Source organism: Pseudomonas sp. A-RE-22, from assembly GCF_019956035.1.
GTDB lineage: Bacteria > Pseudomonadota > Gammaproteobacteria > Pseudomonadales > Pseudomonadaceae > Aquipseudomonas > Aquipseudomonas brassicacearum.
In genome coordinates this window covers 138,049-157,373 of sequence record NZ_JAHBCZ010000098.1, presented here as the reverse complement: position 1 = coordinate 157,373, position 19,325 = coordinate 138,049, and the positions used below count along the sequence as shown (strand labels likewise).

General features: G+C 57.4%; 18 protein-coding genes. 11 read left to right on the top strand and 7 right to left on the bottom strand.

Annotated features, from left to right (window positions below; genetic code table 11):
* Nucleotide 1: 1 nt before the first annotated feature.
* The 5 genes from KGA89_RS30310 to KGA89_RS30290 all read left to right on the top strand — a co-directional run bounded on the left by KGA89_RS30310 (nucleotide 2) and on the right by KGA89_RS30290 (nucleotide 6,231).
* Nucleotides 2-679 carry a DUF4194 domain-containing protein gene (locus tag KGA89_RS30310; protein WP_092250095.1) on the top strand — a complete coding sequence of 226 codons (678 nt, stop codon included), beginning with the start codon at nucleotides 2-4 and terminating at the stop codon, nucleotides 677-679.
* A complete protein-coding gene (locus KGA89_RS30305; protein ID WP_223473284.1) occupies nucleotides 676-4,122 on the top strand; it encodes an SbcC/MukB-like Walker B domain-containing protein in 3,447 nt (1,148 codons plus the stop codon). The genes KGA89_RS30310 and KGA89_RS30305 overlap by 4 nt, the downstream gene beginning before the upstream one ends.
* Entirely contained in the window at nucleotides 4,119-5,285 is a 1,167-nt protein-coding gene (locus KGA89_RS30300; protein ID WP_223473283.1) for a Wadjet anti-phage system protein JetD domain-containing protein, read from the top strand. Before KGA89_RS30305 ends, KGA89_RS30300 begins: the two co-directional genes overlap by 4 nt.
* A gap of 167 nt (nucleotides 5,286-5,452) precedes the next feature.
* Complete coding sequence (locus tag KGA89_RS30295; RefSeq protein WP_092250104.1) at nucleotides 5,453-5,770, top strand: type II toxin-antitoxin system PrlF family antitoxin; 318 nt, start codon at nucleotides 5,453-5,455, stop codon at nucleotides 5,768-5,770.
* Nucleotides 5,770-6,231 carry a type II toxin-antitoxin system YhaV family toxin gene (locus tag KGA89_RS30290; RefSeq protein ID WP_092250107.1) on the top strand — a complete coding sequence of 154 codons (462 nt, stop codon included), beginning with the start codon at nucleotides 5,770-5,772 and terminating at the stop codon, nucleotides 6,229-6,231. Before KGA89_RS30295 ends, KGA89_RS30290 begins: the two co-directional genes overlap by 1 nt.
* Before the next feature lie 654 nt (nucleotides 6,232-6,885).
* Here the strand turns inward: KGA89_RS30290 and KGA89_RS30285 are convergent.
* The 3 genes from KGA89_RS30285 to KGA89_RS30275 all read right to left on the bottom strand — a co-directional run bounded on the left by KGA89_RS30285 (nucleotide 6,886) and on the right by KGA89_RS30275 (nucleotide 9,669).
* Complete coding sequence (locus KGA89_RS30285) at nucleotides 6,886-8,172, bottom strand: type II toxin-antitoxin system HipA family toxin (RefSeq protein ID WP_223473305.1); 1,287 nt, start codon at nucleotides 8,170-8,172, stop codon at nucleotides 6,886-6,888.
* Nucleotides 8,165-8,482 (bottom strand): helix-turn-helix transcriptional regulator, encoded by a 318-nt coding sequence (locus KGA89_RS30280; RefSeq protein WP_223473282.1) that lies wholly within the window; start codon nucleotides 8,480-8,482, stop codon nucleotides 8,165-8,167. The genes KGA89_RS30285 and KGA89_RS30280 overlap by 8 nt, the downstream gene beginning before the upstream one ends.
* A gap of 269 nt (nucleotides 8,483-8,751) precedes the next feature.
* Nucleotides 8,752-9,669 (bottom strand): LysR substrate-binding domain-containing protein, encoded by a 918-nt coding sequence (locus tag KGA89_RS30275; protein WP_223473281.1) that lies wholly within the window; start codon nucleotides 9,667-9,669, stop codon nucleotides 8,752-8,754.
* Between the two features lie 189 nt (nucleotides 9,670-9,858).
* On the opposite strand from KGA89_RS30275, the gene KGA89_RS30270 reads away from it, so the two are divergent.
* From KGA89_RS30270 to KGA89_RS30255, 4 genes are all read left to right on the top strand, one after another.
* A complete protein-coding gene (locus KGA89_RS30270) occupies nucleotides 9,859-10,608 on the top strand; it encodes an SDR family NAD(P)-dependent oxidoreductase (protein WP_223473280.1) in 750 nt (249 codons plus the stop codon).
* 95 nt (nucleotides 10,609-10,703) lie between these two features.
* A complete protein-coding gene (locus KGA89_RS30265; protein ID WP_223473279.1) occupies nucleotides 10,704-12,005 on the top strand; it encodes an MFS transporter in 1,302 nt (433 codons plus the stop codon).
* A gap of 16 nt (nucleotides 12,006-12,021) precedes the next feature.
* Nucleotides 12,022-12,870 carry a transketolase gene (locus tag KGA89_RS30260; protein WP_223473278.1) on the top strand — a complete coding sequence of 283 codons (849 nt, stop codon included), beginning with the start codon at nucleotides 12,022-12,024 and terminating at the stop codon, nucleotides 12,868-12,870.
* Nucleotides 12,867-13,889: a transketolase family protein gene (locus KGA89_RS30255; RefSeq protein ID WP_223473277.1), complete on the top strand. Its 1,023-nt coding sequence runs from the start codon at nucleotides 12,867-12,869 to the stop codon at nucleotides 13,887-13,889. Before KGA89_RS30260 ends, KGA89_RS30255 begins: the two co-directional genes overlap by 4 nt.
* Nucleotides 13,890-14,127: 238 nt before the next feature.
* Here the strand turns inward: KGA89_RS30255 and KGA89_RS30250 are convergent, their stop codons facing one another.
* Nucleotides 14,128-14,823, bottom strand: coding sequence for a B3/4 domain-containing protein (locus KGA89_RS30250; protein WP_223473276.1), 696 nt, complete (start codon nucleotides 14,821-14,823; stop codon nucleotides 14,128-14,130).
* Nucleotides 14,824-14,984: 161 nt separating this feature from the next.
* Between KGA89_RS30250 and KGA89_RS30245 the strand changes: the two genes are divergently transcribed.
* The gene (locus tag KGA89_RS30245; protein WP_223473275.1) at nucleotides 14,985-15,587 is read left to right on the top strand and encodes a helix-turn-helix domain-containing protein; all 603 of its coding nucleotides are present in this window, start codon (nucleotides 14,985-14,987) and stop codon (nucleotides 15,585-15,587) included.
* Between the two features lie 208 nt (nucleotides 15,588-15,795).
* Here the strand turns inward: KGA89_RS30245 and KGA89_RS30240 are convergent, their stop codons facing one another.
* Nucleotides 15,796-16,914 carry an NADH:flavin oxidoreductase gene (locus KGA89_RS30240; protein WP_223473274.1) on the bottom strand — a complete coding sequence of 373 codons (1,119 nt, stop codon included), beginning with the start codon at nucleotides 16,912-16,914 and terminating at the stop codon, nucleotides 15,796-15,798.
* A 102-nt stretch (nucleotides 16,915-17,016) separates the two neighbouring features.
* On the opposite strand from KGA89_RS30240, the gene KGA89_RS30235 reads away from it, so the two are divergent.
* Nucleotides 17,017-17,391, top strand: coding sequence for a winged helix-turn-helix transcriptional regulator (locus KGA89_RS30235; protein WP_223473273.1), 375 nt, complete (start codon nucleotides 17,017-17,019; stop codon nucleotides 17,389-17,391).
* A gap of 82 nt (nucleotides 17,392-17,473) precedes the next feature.
* Here KGA89_RS30235 and KGA89_RS30230 read toward each other — a convergent pair whose 3' ends face one another.
* Complete coding sequence (locus KGA89_RS30230; protein WP_223473272.1) at nucleotides 17,474-18,298, bottom strand: NmrA/HSCARG family protein; 825 nt, start codon at nucleotides 18,296-18,298, stop codon at nucleotides 17,474-17,476.
* A gap of 112 nt (nucleotides 18,299-18,410) precedes the next feature.
* Nucleotides 18,411-19,154, bottom strand: a complete 744-nt coding sequence (locus KGA89_RS30225; RefSeq protein WP_223473271.1) for an SDR family oxidoreductase — start codon at nucleotides 19,152-19,154, stop codon at nucleotides 18,411-18,413.
* Nucleotides 19,155-19,325: the final 171 nt, after the last annotated feature.

The window sequence follows — 19,325 nt, the reverse complement described above, 5'->3', positions numbered from 1 at the left end:
CATGAACAGCCACTGGCAAGATCTGGCGAGCAATTCGAATGGATACTACGAAGAAGACGATTTTGCTGCGGCCACCTATCGTTTGGTCACGGATCAAGTGATCTATCACTCAGACCTAAAAGGGCGAAAGATCTACTCCATCATCGACCAGTACGAACGCCATATCGCCAAGGCTCTGGCACCGCTGGGAGTGACCATCGGTGTGGATCGTCAGTTGCTGTACGCCTATGCCCTTCCCCAACACCCCAGCCTCACGACAGCAACGATCCCGCAGACGATGTTCGCCCTGGTATTACGCGGGCTCTATGAGGATGGCATGCGCGCGGGCCAGGTGTCGGACGACAGTGGGGAAATCATCTGCGACTTCATCGAGCTGCAGGAAAAATACCGCCTGATGACCAACCGGGAGCTGCCGCCCAAAGGTGAGCTTGAAACCCTGATCCGCACGGCCAGACGGTGGGGCATCGTTCGTCGGCTGGAGGCCGGCGACACCCATCTGTCAGGACTGAACATCGAATCCGACGATGGTGGCATCGCGATCCGCCCCGCCATACGGGTCATCCTCGGCGAAGCCGCTCTGCAGCAGCTTGCCCTGTGGGGAGCCAAGGACCGCGACGTCGAACTGCCGCCTGCAGAAGACAGCGATGCCCAACAGCCTAGCCCGGACGACATCCCATGAAGCGCCTTGAAAGCATCAAGCTGGTCCAGTTTCTATTGTACGAAAGCGAAGAATTCCCTGTAGGAGAAACCAGCGGCATCTTCGGTCCCAACGGCAGCGGTAAAAGTTCGGCGTTGGATGCGGTCCAGATTGCGATGTTCGGGGCGAACAAGAATCACATGGCCTTCAACGCCCAAGCCGACTCATCGGGGGTCAAGATGTCGCGGTCGCTTCGCTCCTATTGCCTGGGGCAGTACGGCGACGAAATCACCCAGTGCGCACGCCCTAACGCCACGACCTACATCACTCTAACCTGGAGAAACACCGAAACGAACGAGCCGACCACGACCGGCATCTGCATTGAAGCCTCACTCGACAGTGAGGATGCGACGGTGGTGGGTCGCTATGTGGTCAACGGCATTGAACTGGCCATGGCCGACCACCTGCAATCCATTGAAGGTGACCTGACCCCCCTGCCCTGGAAGAGTTTTCGCACCCGCTTGATGGAGCGCGCGAAGATTCTCGGGGAAAACCCGTTCTACGATGACCCGTCTAGCTTTACCAAGCAGGTCCTGTTCGCGTTGAGGGGCAGGAATGGGCAACCCTCCTACGATGCCTTCATCCGGGCGTTCCGCTTCGCGCTGAGGATGAAGTTCGACAAGTCTGTCGATCACATCGTCCGCAACGATGTGCTGGAGAGAAAGCCGACGAACATCAAGAAGTTCAAGGCCATTGTCGACACCTTCAAACACCTCAATCTGCTCATCGAAAACGTTGAAAAGAAAATCGCTCAGGGCAAGAAGGTCGCCGGCCGCTACCTCGAGGCACAGACCAAGCTACGCCGTGCAGTCTCATGGCGTGGCCTGGCAGCCATTGCTCAGGAGGAGGAGGCTCAACTCGCTTGCGAAACCGCCGAGGAAGTTCTTGAACAGGCCAGAAGAACGACTCAACAGCTCAATACTGCCAGCCAGCACATGAGCGATTCGCTGGCTGCCTCGGAGGGCGAACTCAGTCACCTGAGCACGCGTCAGCAACTGCACGCCGCGCACAAGGAAAATGCAGACGCCCAGCTGGATCAGCAAAATGCTCAACAGCAGCTGGCCAGAGAGACAGAAGTATTTAATGGAGACTTTCAAAAGGTCAGCAGCGCACTGGAGGGTGTTGCCCAGTCGCCTTATCTGACAGCGCTGCAAGAGCAGGCTCGATCACTTGCGGCGCGCCTGCGCTTGTTGGTCGCCACTCCGGGCTTGGCCAGCGTAGAGACCCTACGAGCGCCGCTGGACGCCATGGCAGTATTAGGGCAAGAGATCAGGGCAAAGCTGGAGACCGTCCATCAGGACCTTTCGGATCAGGCGTCCGATTTCGCAGATCAGGTGCGCATTCTGGAAGGCTCACTCAAACGGGCCGAAGAAGGACGGGCACCGCTGAGCAACTATGCCCAGATTCTGTTGGAAGAGCTGCGGGATGAGGGGCTCCATCCGACCCCGGTGTGCGATCTGGTGAAGATCACCGATGTACGTTGGCAACCGGCAATCGAAGCCTACCTGGGCAAGAACACCGAAGCCTTGTTGCTGCCTGAAGATCAGGAAGAGCAGGCGTTTGCGATCTACCGCGGCTTGAAGGGGCGCCGAACGGCCTTCGGTGTCAAGATCGTTCGCAGCAACCAAGTCAAAGTGGTCCCTATGAATCTGAACGGTCTGGCCGCAGAATTGATCGAGGGCACCAATCCCATCGCCGTCGCTTATCTGCGCGGTCAGCTCGGCAACCTGAAGCGCGCCGAGAAAACCGGCGATGCGCTCAAGGGTGAAAGAACTCTGACCGTGGACGGCATGTATGTCAGCCCGCGGGACTTTGAACGGCTCAAACTCGATGATGACAGACTGCGGATCGGCGCGGGGACGCGAAGCCAGACCGAACGAATCAAGGCCGACTTGGCATCTGCTACGCTCAAGCTCAAGCAGACACGGGAGCAACTGAGCGCTGTCAAAGACACGCTGGACCTTACCAACGGTTTCGGCAGCGAGCTTGCCAGCCGCCTGCTCGTTAGCCGGATGACGGCGTACGAACAAGCCGTTCGCCAGAGTGAGCTTGCTGACCAGCGGGTGGCCAACATCGCAGACGCGGAATACCTCGAGATCTGCGAACGTATAGCGACACTTCAGCGTGACGTGAATCAGCTCAAGCTGAAGGAGCGGGCAGCCTCTACAGCCGCCGCGAGAAGCGAATCACTTATTCCCGGGCTGGTAGCCGCTCATACCAGCAGCAAGCTTCATTATGAGCAATGCGTTCTGCTCAAGCAGCAATGCCGTGAGCAGGTCGACTATGACGCCGGTTTCGTGTCTGCCGAATGGAGCCGACTGATCGAGCGTTTCGAATCGCCACAGGCGATGGTTGCCCATTGCAACCGAGAGTCCCAGCAAGACGAGCAGGCCGGAACCAAACTGGCAACCAGCGCGCAAACCCAATTGTGGGCCTACCTTCAGGAACACCGAGAGTCCCTGACTCAACAGGATCTAGAGGACTGGCGGATCGCCAAGGCCTGGATCGACAGCTATGTACAAAAGCTCGAAGTCACCGAGCTTCCCGAATACAAAGCGCAGGCCCAAGATGCGTATCAAGCCTCTCAGGAAACGTTTCGGCGGGACGTGGCCATCGCGCTCAACACCAACGTTGTGTTTCTTCGACAGACCTTCGAACGGCTCAACGCAGCCTTGAGCAGTACTCCACTGTTTACCAATGGGGAGCGCTACCAGTTCATGTACAAGACCCGGCCACAGTACAAAACTCTGCTCGATTTCATCAAAAAAGTCGCTGACTACGGCGTAGACGGCGGGCTGTTTGGTGAGGCTGGCACCATTCCGCCTGAGTTTGAAGAGTTACTCAAGGAAAAGGCCACTGCTGGCAATGCAGGCGAGAAAAGCCCACTGGATGACTATCGTGAATTCTACGAATTCGATATTCGCATCGAGCAGGTCGCACCGGACGGCACCGAAAAGACCATTGGCCATCTGAGCAAGCGGATTGGCTCGGGCTCAGGAGGCGAGCATCGTGCTCCGCTGTACGTCATCGCCGGTGCTGGCCTGTGGTCCGCGTACCGCATGGACCATGGTGCCAATGACGGCTTACGCCTGATCATGCTGGATGAAGCATTCGACAAAATGGACACCTCCAACATTGTGGCCACGATGAAGTATCTGCAGGAGCTTGGCCTGCAGGTCCTGCTTGCAAGCCCTGGAGAAAATCTCGGGATCCTCAACGCATTTCTCGACAACTACTTCGAGATTCAGAAGGACGCCGTGCGCCACGCGGTACAGGTTGATCGAGTGGATGTTACCCAGGCGATGCGGGATCAATTCCGTGAGGATCTCTGGGAATTTCATCCAGAGCTGATCGAAGAAGAGATGCTGTCGATGAAGGCGAAGTCAAACGGCCCTCAGATCTCTCCTGACGGGGCGGCGCTATGACAGAACAGATCGCCCAGGAGCTTCTTCTGAAACTGCTAAAAATGGGTAACAAATCAGAGGCGGGAGTGCGTCAGCATGCCCCCGCGCTGACTGCTGCCAAACTCAAGCCTTATGGGTCGCTGAGAAACTGGCATCAGAAACGTGAGTGCGAGGAAATCTTCCTCGCCGCACGGGATGCCGGCGCTATCAACTTCTTGCGCGACAAACTCAATCCTGAGGACGGGCTCATCGAGCGGATTGAGCTGATCGATACCTCCGTACTCGCCCGTTTTTTGAAGCAGACAACGCATCAAGAGATCATGGCCGATGCCAGAGAGCTGCTTGCACCTCATCTGGCGCGGTATGACGTGCTGGAGGAAGTCATCGAGCGGTGGTCGCGCATGGCCAATGTGCGTAGTTACGGACCGACAGACGCAAGCAACTGGATCGAGGCCATCACCGTAATCGACCAGTGCTTGCAGATGCAGGACGTTACACTATCGCCCGTGCGCGAAATGAGCGCCCGCCTGCTTCGCAACAGCAAAAGGATCGAGCAACTGACAGTCCAACTGGATGTTCTGCTGCAAGGGTCGACTGAAGCGGCGGCGAGAACACCCGCAGAGGTCTGGCAGGAGCTTGGCCTGTTCAAGGAGGAGCAACCTGTACTGCTGGCCGGCAACGTGGCCATCGTCAGGACTCGGGTGACGGCCATGCTCGACGAGCCGTATACAGGTTTGCCTGCGACTGCCATTCAGTCGATCTCAGGGCCAGTAGAAAGCGTGCTTACCATCGAAAACCTAACTACGTTCCATTCTGAGGCCAAGCGTCATCCTAGTCGTCCCACTTTACTAATCTACACAGCTGGCATGCCATCCCCGGCGTGGCGGGCTATGTATCAGCGATTGTTGTCGGGCATTGCGCCAGGAACGCCCGTTCATCACTGGGGGGATGTCGACGAAGGCGGCTTTCGCATCGCCTCTGTTCTGGCCAAGACATCAGCGGCCGCCGGTCATGCGCTCATGCCTTATGCCATGACCCCAGACCACGTCCCTGTGAGCATGAGAAAGCCAGCCTCGAAACGGACACTGACCCGGATGAAGCATTTCGCAGAATTAGCGGGCTGGGCAAGCCTGGGTAAGGAATTGTTCGAGGCAGGGTTTATTGTCGAACAGGAAGCGCTTTAGGGGCTGTACGCAATCCCGAGAAACCTATCATTTCCCTGGAAGTGGTGTAACTCATCCTGCGGCGCTATTGAGCGTCCTCCCCGCCTATGCTTGATCAGCAGAAAGCCAAGATTGACTATGTAAGGATTTTTCCTTACCATTCACTCAATACATCCGGGAGAACGCCCATGCCTGCCATCCACGAAATCGCAACGCTAACCTCGAAGGGACAGGTCACACTGCCCAAATCCGTTCGCCAGCTTTTGGGCATTGACACTGGTGGCAAAATTGCATTCGACGTACGCGGGGGTGAAATCGTGGTCAGCCGCGTAGAAACCACCCACGAAGACCCTGCCATCGGTGCGTTCCTGGGTTTGCTGGAGGCTGATATCCGAGGCGGCCGCAACCTCACCACTCTGCCAGAAGACTTGGCGCAAACCATGCTCGCCAACGCAAAGCACTCCGTAAACCTGGACGAAGATATCGATGGTGAGGTCGCGATCTGATGCTGCGAAATGGCTGGACCCTGTTGTTCCATGAAGGTGTGACTTTACAGCTACGCAAATTGCACGAAGCCGCCGCCCGAGCTGAACAGAACGATCCGCAAGGTTTTGAGAGCAACGCCAACGTCAAGCTGTTTCGGGCATTGAGCCATCTGATCATGGAGGCTGTACCTGCCGACCCAGGCCGTGATGAGTTCCGCCAAGGCAACACGCTGGGCACCGCCTACAGACATTGGCGCCGAGCAAAAATCGGCAGGCGCTTTCGGCTGTTCTTTCGCTACGACTCAAGGTCCAAGGTCATCGTCTATGCATGGGTCAACGACGAAAATACCCTACGGTCCGCAGGCAGCAAATCAGATCCCTACGCCGTATTCGAGAAGATGCTGGGCCGCGGCAACCCTCCTGATGACTGGGATGCGCTGACTGCTGCGACGCGTAGCGACTGGGACGAGCCCAAAGCATAAGTTGCGCGACTGGGTGAGGGATGAATCTTTTCAATCATGCGGTCGCCGATGTACTTACCGGTGTTCTGATCACAGCTGTTCCGTTAGCTGCTATTTCTGTATTCGATCAGAACAAAGGCGAGTTCCTATTCCGCCGCATCGACACTAAGGCACTAGACGTCCCTGATGTAACCGCAGAGCCAAGGCCGACATCGGCATAAGCGGTACCTAGGCACGCGGGCGCTCGCACTCGACCGCCCGCTAGCTGCGCCTGACTACCCGACACATGTCGAAACCGCACCGGCCACTTTGCGTTAGCGGGGCCGAACAAGAACTGGGCTGCGCATAACCAGCTTTGGTTTCCAGGTCAACGAGGGAGAACGTCTGGGCGTTCCACTTCCCTACCCCAGTTTGGGCGTACACTGAAAGCCACCCGGAGCCATGCTGGAATTTGTCAGGAATCGCCATTCGCGATCGCTCACATAGCCAGTGCGGTTGGGGGCAATAATGGGGGCATATTTGACTTTTTTCTGCCTGAAAACACCGTCCTAGAGCCCAGTCAAAATGTTTTTTGGCGACCCTGAGAGTCTTTAGGCGTCCTCCGCGGCACAGTGCCCTACGTGCTCGAAGCACACGACAGCATCAATGATGAGAATCGCCCGCTCCTCCCGATCTTCAACGGCGACTGCTGCCCGCGTGACCGTGTTGCAGCAGAGCTACGTTCTGATCGATGCTGCCTTGGATCGTGCGCAAGGTGTCTTGGGTAATAGCCTGTGGGTACAGGTCCTCGGCGATGGTTGCAAACCGGCTCGCCACATCACAAATGCCGTCAATCATTCTGCCTGCAACGTCCGGGGGCACTTCGGCTTCCTCGGCAAGCCGAAGCATTTGCGTGCGGGAAATCGACAGGGCTTCCCCCATCACATCCATCTGGTGATATCCACCTGGCCCCTCGCAGAAGGTCACATCGTAAGCCGGCGACAGCCTCCACTGACCGTCTTGCGACATGATGTAGGCAAAGTTCTTGGGATGATCGTCTCTGTTGTTGAACGCAACATTGAAGACGGCACGTTCGAAGGCCACCGCCATCTCTCGCACATCGTTGGTACACATCTGTGTTGCCCGCAAGAAGTTGACGTAGTCCAACACCCCAGGAGACCGGTAATTTGCCCCCGTAAAGGCCGCGAGGCTTTGCATGGGTACGCGCAGATCATCCCGGCGGTCAAAGCGCTTACTGGCAAACGCTGCCAACCCATCAGGCAGACTGAAGTACTGCGTGTCAGCGGTCTCGATACCGCACATGCGCAAGCATTCGGCATAGACCATTTCGATAGCGCACACCTCGGCATGTTCTTCTTTGGCCGGGAATTTAATCAACCATGCTTCAAAGCCCGGCGTGACGGCAGTGGTAAACCCGCCAGTTTCGGGATTGCGATAGACGAGGGCCTTAGGCCTTGCACCTTGAGGCGAGCCGCCCACCAGCAGCAACGTCTGCAGGAACTCGCCACCGTCGCCGTGGAGCACTTCCCGCACTTCGGCGGCAAGCTGTTCCAGCGGGATGTGGACTTCAAATTCCTGCCCTTCGGGTGCCACGGGCTCAAACGTCATGGCCCCCATCGCATTGCTACCGATGTAGGCCAGCCGTTCCAGTGGACCGATGCGCGCCGTGGTGAGCCCGCGCCGCCTGAACATACGGTCCATCAGCATCATGCCCCACCCATCCGGCAACGAGTCGTAAACAGGCCCTGGCAAGTACAGTTGGTGGTCTGGAAAATCCCGGCGCAACTGAGTCCCCTCCAACGGCAGCGTGTAGGAGGACAATTCCAAGCCCTTTTGCCTGGCTTCATTGCTGTACTCGAACACGATCAGCGGGCGACCGGTCAGGGCGGTCGTGGAAACCAGCATGCCCCATTGCCATCGCTCACCCCAGCCTTCGTAGAAGACGTTCACCTGCTCAAGCATTGCCGGGTTTTCTCTTTGTACGGAGACGATTGGCGCTGTTTTCATAGCGCCGAATGTCCTCGATACTTTCCAGCTTTGGCAGGAACAGGCCTTCGAGTTCCTTGGTTCGGCCAAGGGCCATCGCCACCCGAACCACGTTCTCGAACCCGACATTGCGCCCAGCTTCAAGGTTGGACACGGTGTTGGTGCCGATGCCGGCACGTCCGGCCAAGTCGGCTTGTGTCATGTCCAGCGCCAAGCGCTCTGTGCGCAAGCGATTGCAGAGGCGCTTGACGACCTCGCTCGGCTTGCTGAAGCTTAAATCCAACATAGTGCGTACCTAGCCCTTTCTGTGCCAGTTAGTCCCCAAAACTATAGAATTAACCTATCACCCGATCAAGCAACTTAATTCCCTAATCCGGTGTTTTATGGCATAAATTCTAGCATTAGACACAATTTGCTGGATTTATCTACCATCCCAGAGCCATATCGAAATGTTCTTCGGCGATCCTGAGAGCCTTTAATGCGACATCGCACACGCCTCACCAATCGCATTCAATTGCTGAAATCACAGCGGCCGCCCTTCGGACAGCCATAACGTTAAAACACAAAGCCATGCCCCAACTCCCCTTCCATCCAACCCAAAAATCGCCTGACTCTGGGAAAACTGGAGTGGGCCTTCGGGAACACTAAATGGTGGGCGGCTACCGGAGAGCTCAAAGCTTCGGGGGCGACTTCAACGAGCGAACCGCTGGCGAGGTATTTTTGCGCCAGCAGCGTGCTTTCCAGGGCAAATCCCAACCCGTGGCTCGCCGCTTCCAGGCTCATGTAGGATCGGTCAAAACTCAAGGCGTAGGGTTTTTCGGGGCGCGCCAGGCCATGCTGAGCGAACCACTCAGGCCATCTGAGCAAGGTCGCTTCGGAAAGAATCAGATCCTCAGCCAGAAGATCGGCTGCGCTTTTTACCGCACAGCGTGCGAGGAGCTTGGGCGAGGCCAGTACAGCGAAGCTTTCGTTACGCACGGTGCGCACTTCATAGCTGGGCCAATTCGGCCGGCCGTGGCGAATATCGACATCGATCTTGTCCTGGCTGAAATGCAGCGATTCATAGGAACAAGACAAATTGATTTGGATGTCCGGGTTGGTCAAGCGAAATGACTCCAGCCGGGGCATCAGCCAGAGCAAGCCAAAGCTGGGGGAGGAATGCAGCCGCAGGCAATCCAGGCTCACGTCACTCGCCGCCCGCTCGGTAGCGACCTCAAGGCTTTGCAACAAACCGGAAATGTCCTTCAAGTACTGCTCACCCACCGGTGTCAGCGTCACCCCACGCGCTGCCCGCACAAACAACTGTCGACCAATCATGACCTCCAGTTTGGCCAGTTGGTGGCTGATCGCCGACGGCGTGAGGTCCAGCACTTCGGCGGCTCTTGCCAGGTTGCCAAAACGCGCGGTTTGCTCGAAGGCTTGAATGGCTCTCAGCGGTGGCAGCTTGGATGAAGGGATATCGTCCTGGCGCATCATTATCCAGCCTATTGTTTTGGGCTCGAACGCGGGAGTGCCATTCAAGCATCTGCGGTCTGCATTGACGAGTGCTGAATTTTATTCATGTAGCAGTGACGTTTGCGTTATTGCTCGGCATGTCCACGGGGACCACTCTGAGCCATCGATCGCTGAATCGAACCATAAAAACAATCAGAGGTACCCCTTATGCTTCTTCAAGGCAAAGTCGCGATTATTACCGGTGCTGCATCCGAACGAGGTATCGGCCGTGCAACGGCTGTCACCTTCGCCAAACACGGCGCACGCGTGGTCATTCTGGATCTCGACGAATCCGCCGCCCGTGACGCAGCGGCCACCCTCGGCGAAGGCCATCTGGGTCTGGCTGCCAACGTCGCCGACGAGGTGCAAGTCAAAGCAGCCGTCGCCAAGGTTATCAAGCTCTACGGCCGTATCGACATACTCATCAACAATGCCGGTATCACGCAGCCGATCAAGACGCTGGACATTCGCCCGAGCGATTACGACAAGGTCCTGGATGTAAGCCTGCGCGGCACACTGTTGATGTCGCAGGCGGTCATCCCAGTGATGCGCACCCAGGCTTCGGGCAGCATCGTCTGCATGTCATCCGTATCGGCCCAACGTGGCGGCGGCATTTTCGGTGGCCCGCACTACAGTGCAGCGAAAGCCGGTGTGCTCGGACTGGGCAAGGCCATGGCACGCGAATTTGGCGCGGACAACATTCGCGTCAACTCCATCACCCCAGGTTTGATCCACACCGACATCACCGGCGGCCTGATGCAGGATGAGCGTCGCCACGCAATCATCGAAAGCATCCCGTTGGGCCGGCTTGGCGCAACGCAGGATGTTGCCAATGCGGCGCTGTTTCTGGCCAGCGACTTGTCCTCCTACCTCACCGGAATCACGCTCGATGTAAACGGCGGCATGTTGATCCACTGACAACAGGTGTCACCACCGCTGTCCATTCAGTTCTGGATCGACGATACGTCGGGCTTCAGGCCCGGCGTTCTATAAAAACAAGAGATCAGACCCTCATGATGACCACCATGACGCTCGACGCTGTGTCCACAGTACGCTCCAGCGCGTATCGCAAAACTGCCTGGCGATTGATGCCTTTCCTGATGCTGTGCTACCTGTGCGCTTACCTGGACCGGGTAAATGTCGGGTTTGCAAAGCTGCAGATGATGAACGACCTGTCCCTGAGCGAAACCGTATACGGGCTCGGCGCGGGCATGTTCTTTCTTGGTTATTTTCTCTGCGAAGTGCCAAGCAACCTCATCCTCCACAAGGTCGGTGCCCGTCGCTGGATCGCGCGCATCATGATCTCGTGGGGCATCATCTCCGCCCTCTTCGCCTTCGTAGAAACGGCCTGGCAGTTCTATACGCTGCGCTTCCTGCTTGGTATTGCTGAAGCGGGTCTCGCGCCCGGCCTGCTGCTCTACCTCACTTACTGGTTCCCCTCCTACCGCCGCGCAAAAATGACCGTGCTGTGGTTCATCGCCATCCCGCTCTCAGGAATGATCGGCGGGCCGCTCTCAGGCTACATCATGACCCAGTTCGCAGGCTTTCAAGGCTGGGCGGGCTGGCAGTGGATGTTCGTGATCGAAGCCATTCCGACCGTCGTCGTTGGCCTGATGGTGCTGGCCTACCTCAAAGATGGCGTCCACCAGGCGACATGGCTCACCGATGAAGAAAAAACGCTGATCAGCAAAGAACTGGCCGAGGACAACAGCCGCAAAGTCACCCATGCATCGGTCAGGGCGTTCCTGCGGGACCGTCGCCTGTGGATTCTCGCCTGCATCTACTTTTGCGTGGTCATGGGCCAGTACGCGATCACCTTTTGGCTGCCGACGCTTATCCGTAACGCAGGCGTAGCCGATCCGATGCACATCGGCTTGCTCACCAGTCTCCCCTACCTGTGCGCCATCGTTGCGATGGTGCTGATGGGGCGTAGCGGCGACAAGCACCAGGAGCGCCGCTGGCACCTGGTCGGGCCAATGATTGCCGGCGCACTGGGCCTCACGTTGGCGGCGGTGTTCGGCACCAACCTGATGCTGTCGGTGTTGTGCCTGTGCCTTGCAGCAGCAGGCGTGCTGTCGGCGTCTTCACTGTTCTGGATGTTGCCTACCACATTACTCGGTGGCGTCTCCGCCGCTGCGGGGATCGCCGGCATCAACAGCTTTGCCAATCTTGCGGGGTTCTGCTCGCCCTACCTGATTGGTTGGATCACCACCACAACCGGTTCGAGCGCCATCGGCATGTACCTGATTACCGGTGTGCTGTGCATCGGTGCCTGTCTGGTGCTGCGCATTCCTGCCGCTTCGGTCAATCGTTGAGTTAACGGAGAATTCCATGACTGCCACATTATCTCGCGCCTCGTCCACCACTCTGGTGCAGCGCGCCCATAACATTCGCCGCCATGCCTTGCGCATGGGACAAGTCCAGGGCCAGGGCTATGTTGGTCAGGCGCTGGGCGCGGCAGACTTGCTGGCCGTGTCGTACTTTCATGCCTTGAACTACAAGCCCGATAACCCCGAGTGGGAACAGCGTGATCGCTTTTACCTCTCCATCGGCCACTACGCGATCGCACTGTATGCCGCGCTAATCGAGGCTGAAATCATTCCACTGGATGAACTTGAAACCTACGGTTCGGATGACAGCCGCCTGCCCATGTCCGGCATGGCCGCGTACACCCCCGGCATGGAAATCACCGGTGGCTCGCTGGGCCAGGGACTGGGCATCGCGGTAGGCGCCTGCCTGGGTTTGAAGCGCAAGCAATCCGCCTCATTCGTTTACAACCTGCTATCGGATGGCGAGCTGAATGAGGGCTCCACCTGGGAGGCGGTGATGTCCGCTTCGCACTGGAAACTCGACAACCTGATCGCCATCGTCGACGTCAATAACCAGCAAGCCGACGGACACTCCAGCGAGGTGCTGGCATTTGAACCCATCGTTGACCGATGGCAAGCCTTTGGCTGGCTCACCCAGCGGGTAGACGGCAACGACCTGGACGCCTTGGTCAAGGCGTTCGACGCGGCCCGCAGCCATCCCGCCGCACAACCGCGCGTCATCATCTGCGATACCAAGATGGGCAAAGGCGTGCCGTTCCTGGAAAACCGTGAAAAGACTCACTTCATCCGCGTGGACGAGCATGAATGGGATGTGGCCCTGAACAACCTCGAAGAAGGCAAGACCCTATGAGCAACGCAACCAACACGACGGCTCAGGCGCCCGAGGCGCCGAAGAAAAAGCTGACAACCTCCGCGATGATTGCCTCGATTGCCGCTGAAGGTCAGGCCACCAAATTGGCGCCCTTTGGCCACGCATTGGCCGCCCTCGCAGACCAGCGCCAGGATATCGTGGGCTTATCGGCTGACTTGTCCAAATACACTGACCTGCACATTTTTGCGAAAGCACATCCGGAGCGTTTCTACCAGATGGGCATGGCTGAGCAACTGTTGATGAGCGCGGCAGCGGGCATGGCTCGGGAGGGGTTCGTGCCCTTCGCGACCACTTACGCGGTGTTTGCCTCGCGCCGGGCCTATGACTTCATCTGCATGGCGATTGCCGAGGAAAACCTCAACGTCAAAATCGTCTGCGGCCTGCCTGGACTGACCACCGGGTACGGCCCCAGCCACCAGGCAACGGATGACTTGGCAATCTTCCGGGCCATGCCGAACCTGATGATCGTCGACCCCTGCGATGCCCTGGAAATCGAACAGGCAGTGCCCGCCATTGCCGCGCATCAAGGGCCAGTCTACATGCGGTTACTGCGCGGCAACGTACCGCTGGTGCTCGATGAATATGGCTATAAATTCGAGATCGGCAAAGCCAAGACCCTGCGTACGGGCAATGAGGTTTTAATCATTTCCACCGGTTTGATGACAATGCGCGCCCTGGAAGCCGCCAAGGAACTTCAAGCTGATGGCGTGGATGTCGCGGTGCTTCACGTCCCCACCATCAAGCCCCTGGATGAGCAGACTATTCTGGCTGAGGCCAGGAAGCCGGGGCGATTGGTAGTGACTGCCGAAAACCACTCCATCATTGGTGGATTGGGCGAAGCGGTGGCAACCGTGCTGTTGCGCAATGGAGTCACGCCGACGTTCAGGCAAATAGCACTGCCGGACGCGTTTCTCGATGCTGGCGCGCTGCCGACGTTGCACGATCGCTACGGTATTTCCACCCAGGCTGTGTGCGCGCAAATCAAGGGTTGGTTATAGGGTTTAACCTGCAGGGGGCTGAGTCAGCCCCCTGCAAGGGGGGCATCCCCTTTTCGAGAAAGATATGCATAACTTCCGGTGGACCCGAGAGCCCCAATGGAATCTACTTTCGCCGTCACCTGTTGCTGCACAAGACGGGTAAAAGCATTTTCGTCCACACCCTACTCATTCATAGGTGTGAGGGGAAATGCACTAAGGCCGGTAAACATCGTCATCACTCCATACAGTTGTCTGTCGACTATTTGGCCCCAGGACCAATCAGTGAACTCTCGATGCGGACGCCTGGCATCATTTGCCGCAAACCTTCGATCAGCTTGTCCCCCGCTTCCGTCAAGGCTTCAAGCGGCATCGTCGGCAAACTCTCCAGAATGAACCACATGCACTTCGCATCAGCACCGAGACGGGTTCTGACACCTTGCCGCCAATTCCAGCGACGGCAGGTCACGCCTTTGTCATCGCGCCAGACCACTTCGCCTGCGTCTGGATACTCGAAAGCAGGAGCGCCCTCTTTCATCGTGTCAAAGGGCTCGGTGCCATCGGCGACTACCAGCTGCGGGGAGCCCACATAGGCTTCAATGTTCTCCCCGCCGACGGGGATGGCGTACTCGATACTGATGGCGTTGTAGAGATCAACGATGGGATCCAGGCTCGGCAAGCTACCGTCACGTAAAACCCGTTTACGCAACGCCTCGGCTGAGCAAGGCGTGCGCTGCGGCTTGGCCCCGAACTTTCGGAATGTCTCGGCCCACGCTGCCAGATGAGCTTCTCCCCAACTTGGCCCCCCCTCCCGCACCGCCTTGCAAGCCCGGTCCAGAGCAGCCTGAGCAACCTCAGGGTGGGTCAGCGACGCGGCTTCCACGACAATGCTCAGAGCCCGGAACTCCGGAGCCAGTTCTGCAACGGCTTTATCGATTAACGGCAGTACGGACAGCATCAAAAACCTCCAGGAATCCAAATGTCATTTCATGCTATCCAGCGCCGACGAACAAAGTCAATATAATGACCAATATCATCTACTATAACGAACGAGCCGATTGACGGGCCTATTGGTAAAGACCGAGAATCCCAGCACATTTTTTCTCATGACCCTCATCAATGACCACCAATACCAGCCTGTCGACGACCCCAGGTGCTGATGCTCAAGCCGTCAGCCTGGCTGTCGCACGCACACTCAAACAGGCACGCAAGGCACAGAAGATCACGCTGGATGAGCTTTCCCGTCGCTCTGGAGTGAGCAAAGGAATGGTCGTCGAAATAGAAAAATGTACGGCGAATCCCAGCATCGGCATCCTTTGCAAAATCGCAGCCGCACTGGGCCTGTCCGTTGCAGACATCGTCAATGTGACCGAAGCCCCATCTGCCCATATCATCGACAGTCAAGACATCCCCACTCTCTGGACCGGGGACCTGGGAGGGACGGCGCGACTTCTGGCGGGCACTTCCGGCCCCAATATGATCGAACTGTGGCGCTGGGAAATGCATCCTGGCGAATCCTTCGCGTCACCTGGGCACCCTCAAGGCACGCTTGAGCTGTTTCATGTGGAAAAAGGCACGCTGAAATGCGTGGTAGGGGAAACAGAGCTAGTCATCCCGGCGGGAAGCTCAGCAGTGGCTAAGACCGACGTACCTCATTCCTATTCCAACGCAGGCAGATCCAAGTTGGTATTCACCATGTCCGTGACGGAGATGCATCAGTAGATACTCGGTGGACTGGCAGTCAGCGAACATTCTGTATGGTGGGCGAACCAGTGGGTGGGACGCTGTGTGGCCTGCGCATAAATGCCCGGGCCACACTGCAACACAATCCTATTTGCGCGGGTTACGATCTCGGCCTCGCAACACCCGAGGCCAGACCTCTGATCCCTTCAGATTAGAACCTTTGTGGCATCACACTCTCCACTCAGACTCAAACCAATTCAGCTAAAGATGCCGGATTGAAGCCCTTCAGATCCGCGTAATCGCCTTTTTCCACTTTGGCGACCCAGTCCTTGTCACTCAGCAGAACACGCCCTACAGCAATCAGATCAAACTCTTCGCGCTCCATACGCTCGACGAGCCGCTCCAGGCTCGCAGGGGTTGAGCCCTTGCCGGCGAATGCGTGAGTAACATCGTTATCCAGCCCGACCGAACCGACGCTAATGGTTGTGGCCCCAGTGACTTTCTTCGCCCAGCCTGCGCAGTTCAGTCCGTTCTCACCATCAATTTCGGGAAACTCAGGGTCCCAGAAGCGTCGCTGCGAGCAATGCAGAACATCAACACCCGCTTCGACCAACGGCAGCAGCCAGTCCTCCATCAGTGCAGGGGTCTCGGCGAGGCGCACCCCAAAGTCCTGCTGCTTCCATTGGCTGACGCGCATGATGATAGGAAATTCGGGGCCAACCGCATGACGAACGGCAGACACGATCTCAGCGGCAAAACGCGAGCGCTCTTTGATCGTCGGTCCGCCATAACGATCGGTGCGCTGATTGGTGCCGGCCCAGAAGAACTGATCGATCAGATACCCATGAGCCCCATGGATCTCAACGGTGTCGAAACCCAGGCGCTTGGCATCCGCCGCTGCCTTGGCAAAAGCAGCAACTGTGTCAGCAATATCCTCTTCGCTCATTGCCACACCGCGCGGCTCGTTTGGCGAATCGAGGCCAGATGGGCTTTCAACTGGCGCATCAGGCTCCCAGCCGCTGACGTCACGCACTGCACCGGTGTGCCAGAGTTGCGGCCCCATACGACCACCAGCACTGTGAACAGAATCGATCACGTTCTTCCATCCGGCCAGCGCCGCCTCACCGTGGAAATAAGGAATGCCGGAACCGTTACGTGAAGCAGGACGATCGATGACGGTCCCTTCTGACAAAATCAATCCGGCCCGACCTTCAGCCCGCCGCCGGTAGTACGCAGCACTCCCTTCTCCGGGAATGCCCTGCGGCGAAAATTGCCGTGTCATCGGCGCCATGACAATCCGGTTTTTCAGCTCAAGCGACCCGACGGAAAAAGGACGAAATAAAATGCTGGTATCAGGGTTTGACATCGGATGGACTCCATTTGCTTTGGGAGGCCATATAAGTATATTTTGTAAACCAAATGTCAATTAGGCACCTAGAGTCGCCTAGGTATACACGAGGAAACTTCGATGCTGGAATTAAAGCCACAATGTTTTTCGTCGGAGTGCCCAAGCCGGGCGCTGTTCGACCAGATCGCAGATAAGTGGTCCATGATGGTTCTGGCGGTGCTGGATGACGGGCCGCATCGCTTTAACGCCATCAGGCGTCGTCTGGAAGGCGTCACTCAGAAGGCGCTTACACAGTGCCTGCGGCGGCTGGAACGAAATGGCCTCGTCTCGCGCAAGGTCATCTCGTTCTCGCCTGTGGCAGTCCAGTATGAGATCACCCCACTTGGTCGAACACTGCAACAACCATTTCGCGAATTGCATAAATGGACGCTCGACAAATTGCCTGAGGTTGAAGCGGCCCGGTTGAAGTTTGACGAGGCTGCGGAGGTAAGCTGACTCATCAAGGAGTGCGAGCGAAAGTCACTTTATAGCAGCGAGGTGGGGTAATTAATGAAAATCCGGCTTTCGCAGGAATGTACTATTGGCGGGCCAGTTCTTCAAAGTACGCCCGCAACGTGCGCGGCTCACGACCGAGGATCGTCCGCAGGGGCAATGCGCTGCCGAGCAGACCTGCATGATCATAGTGCGCGAACATGCTGATCATATCTCTCGGCGAGTCAGTGAGCATTGCGCGGTCGATCGTACCCACCCCGATATTTTGTCCAAGGACCTCACTCAGTATCGCGGCGACTTCGGAGCGAGACTGGATGCCTGGCGCGCACAGTTCGAAGGTACCGTATGCCAGTCGATCCTCAGTCAACGCAATGGCCGCCACTTCGGCAACGTCGCGATAGTCCACACGGCTGAAGCGAGTTTTGGGGGCCCAAGGTTCAGCAAGAATCCCCCCCTCCAGAATTTTCCCCCAAGACTGGGCGTAGTTCTGAAACAGCATGGTCGGGTGCAAGATCGTGTACTTCATCTTGGAACTCACCAGCGCGCGTTCCACTGGCGCCTTGGCGGCATGGTTGGGCAGGTCGAGGATGGGGTGAATCACCGACGAAAACACGAACGTCTCCACTCCAGCGCGCTGCGCGGCTTGAATCATGTTCAGACCCATTTGTACCTCGTGCGGCGCGAATACGGGACCTATGTGGAACACGCCCTCAATACCAACCAGGGCAGCATCGAGGCTTTCGGGATCTGTGAGATCCCCGATCATGACTTCAGCTGCGCCCCGGGCCTTTGCCCGCGGGATCTGTTCAGGCTTACGGACAAGCCCGCGGACGACGGTCCCGCGCTCAATAAGGGCTGGAATGACCAAGCCTGCGGTTTCGCCCGCTGCACCGACGACAAGAATTGTCATGAGCATACTCTCCAAGTTCGTATTCGATTTTGTTGTCGGGGCCAGCATGAGCCTGGCCGCGACCTGGAGTCGACAAGCAGCCGCGATCGCTCACAGCTGTCTTCGGTGCGAATCAGCCATGGCTGTTCATTCTTTCGAACATGGCTTCTCCAAGCTCGCGTGTCTTGGCCGAAACACCTATCAACACTTCATCCTTGCCTTCGGCTAGCTGTTCAAGCGCCTGCTTGGCAAAGTCGTCAGGGGTGACCATCATCGCGTGATTGACAGTGCCTTCACTGCGGGTGCCACCGCCAAGACCGGTATCGACAATCGGTGGGGCGATCTCCATCACTCGGATGTCTGTCGTCTTCAGTTGGTGCCGCAGGCTGAGCGTAAAGGAATGGATCGCAGCCTTGGTCGCGCAGTAGACCGGTACGTCGGCCATGGGTGAGAAGGCCAATCCCGAGCTGACGTTGATGACATAGGCTTGGGCCTGTTGCTTGAGCACAGGCAGCAAGTCAGCGATCAGATGGATCGGCGCGGTGAAATTGATAGCCACCTCCTGATCCAGGCTTTCCATTGCAGGATCGGTGGTGAAATCGCGACGCGCCTGAATGCCGGCATTGTTGATCAGGACATTCAGCGCCGGATGGTGGGTCTTCAACCACTGAACCATTGTACGGCGGCTGATCGCGTCGGCCACGTCGCAGGTGTGAGTGATCAGCGTCGGCACTTCGGCCTTCGCCTGCTGCAAACTGGCCTCGTTGCGGCCGCAGATAATGACCTGATTGCCTTCGCTGGAAAAGCGCTTCGCAAGCGCCAAGCCTATGCCTGTTGCGCCGCCAGTAATCAGAATGGTATTGCCGGTGAGTTTCATCGTCGTCTTCCTTCCATATTAATTAAGGAAGGGGTGTCGGCGATCGTAAGGTAATCAGCGGACACACCTTCGCAACCGGCAAGCCGGGCTTGGTGTCGCGGATACCCTAAGGGGGAGGAGTTGCCGTTCGGTGGAACGGCGACCGGGCTACCATCCGGCCAGCACTCTTTC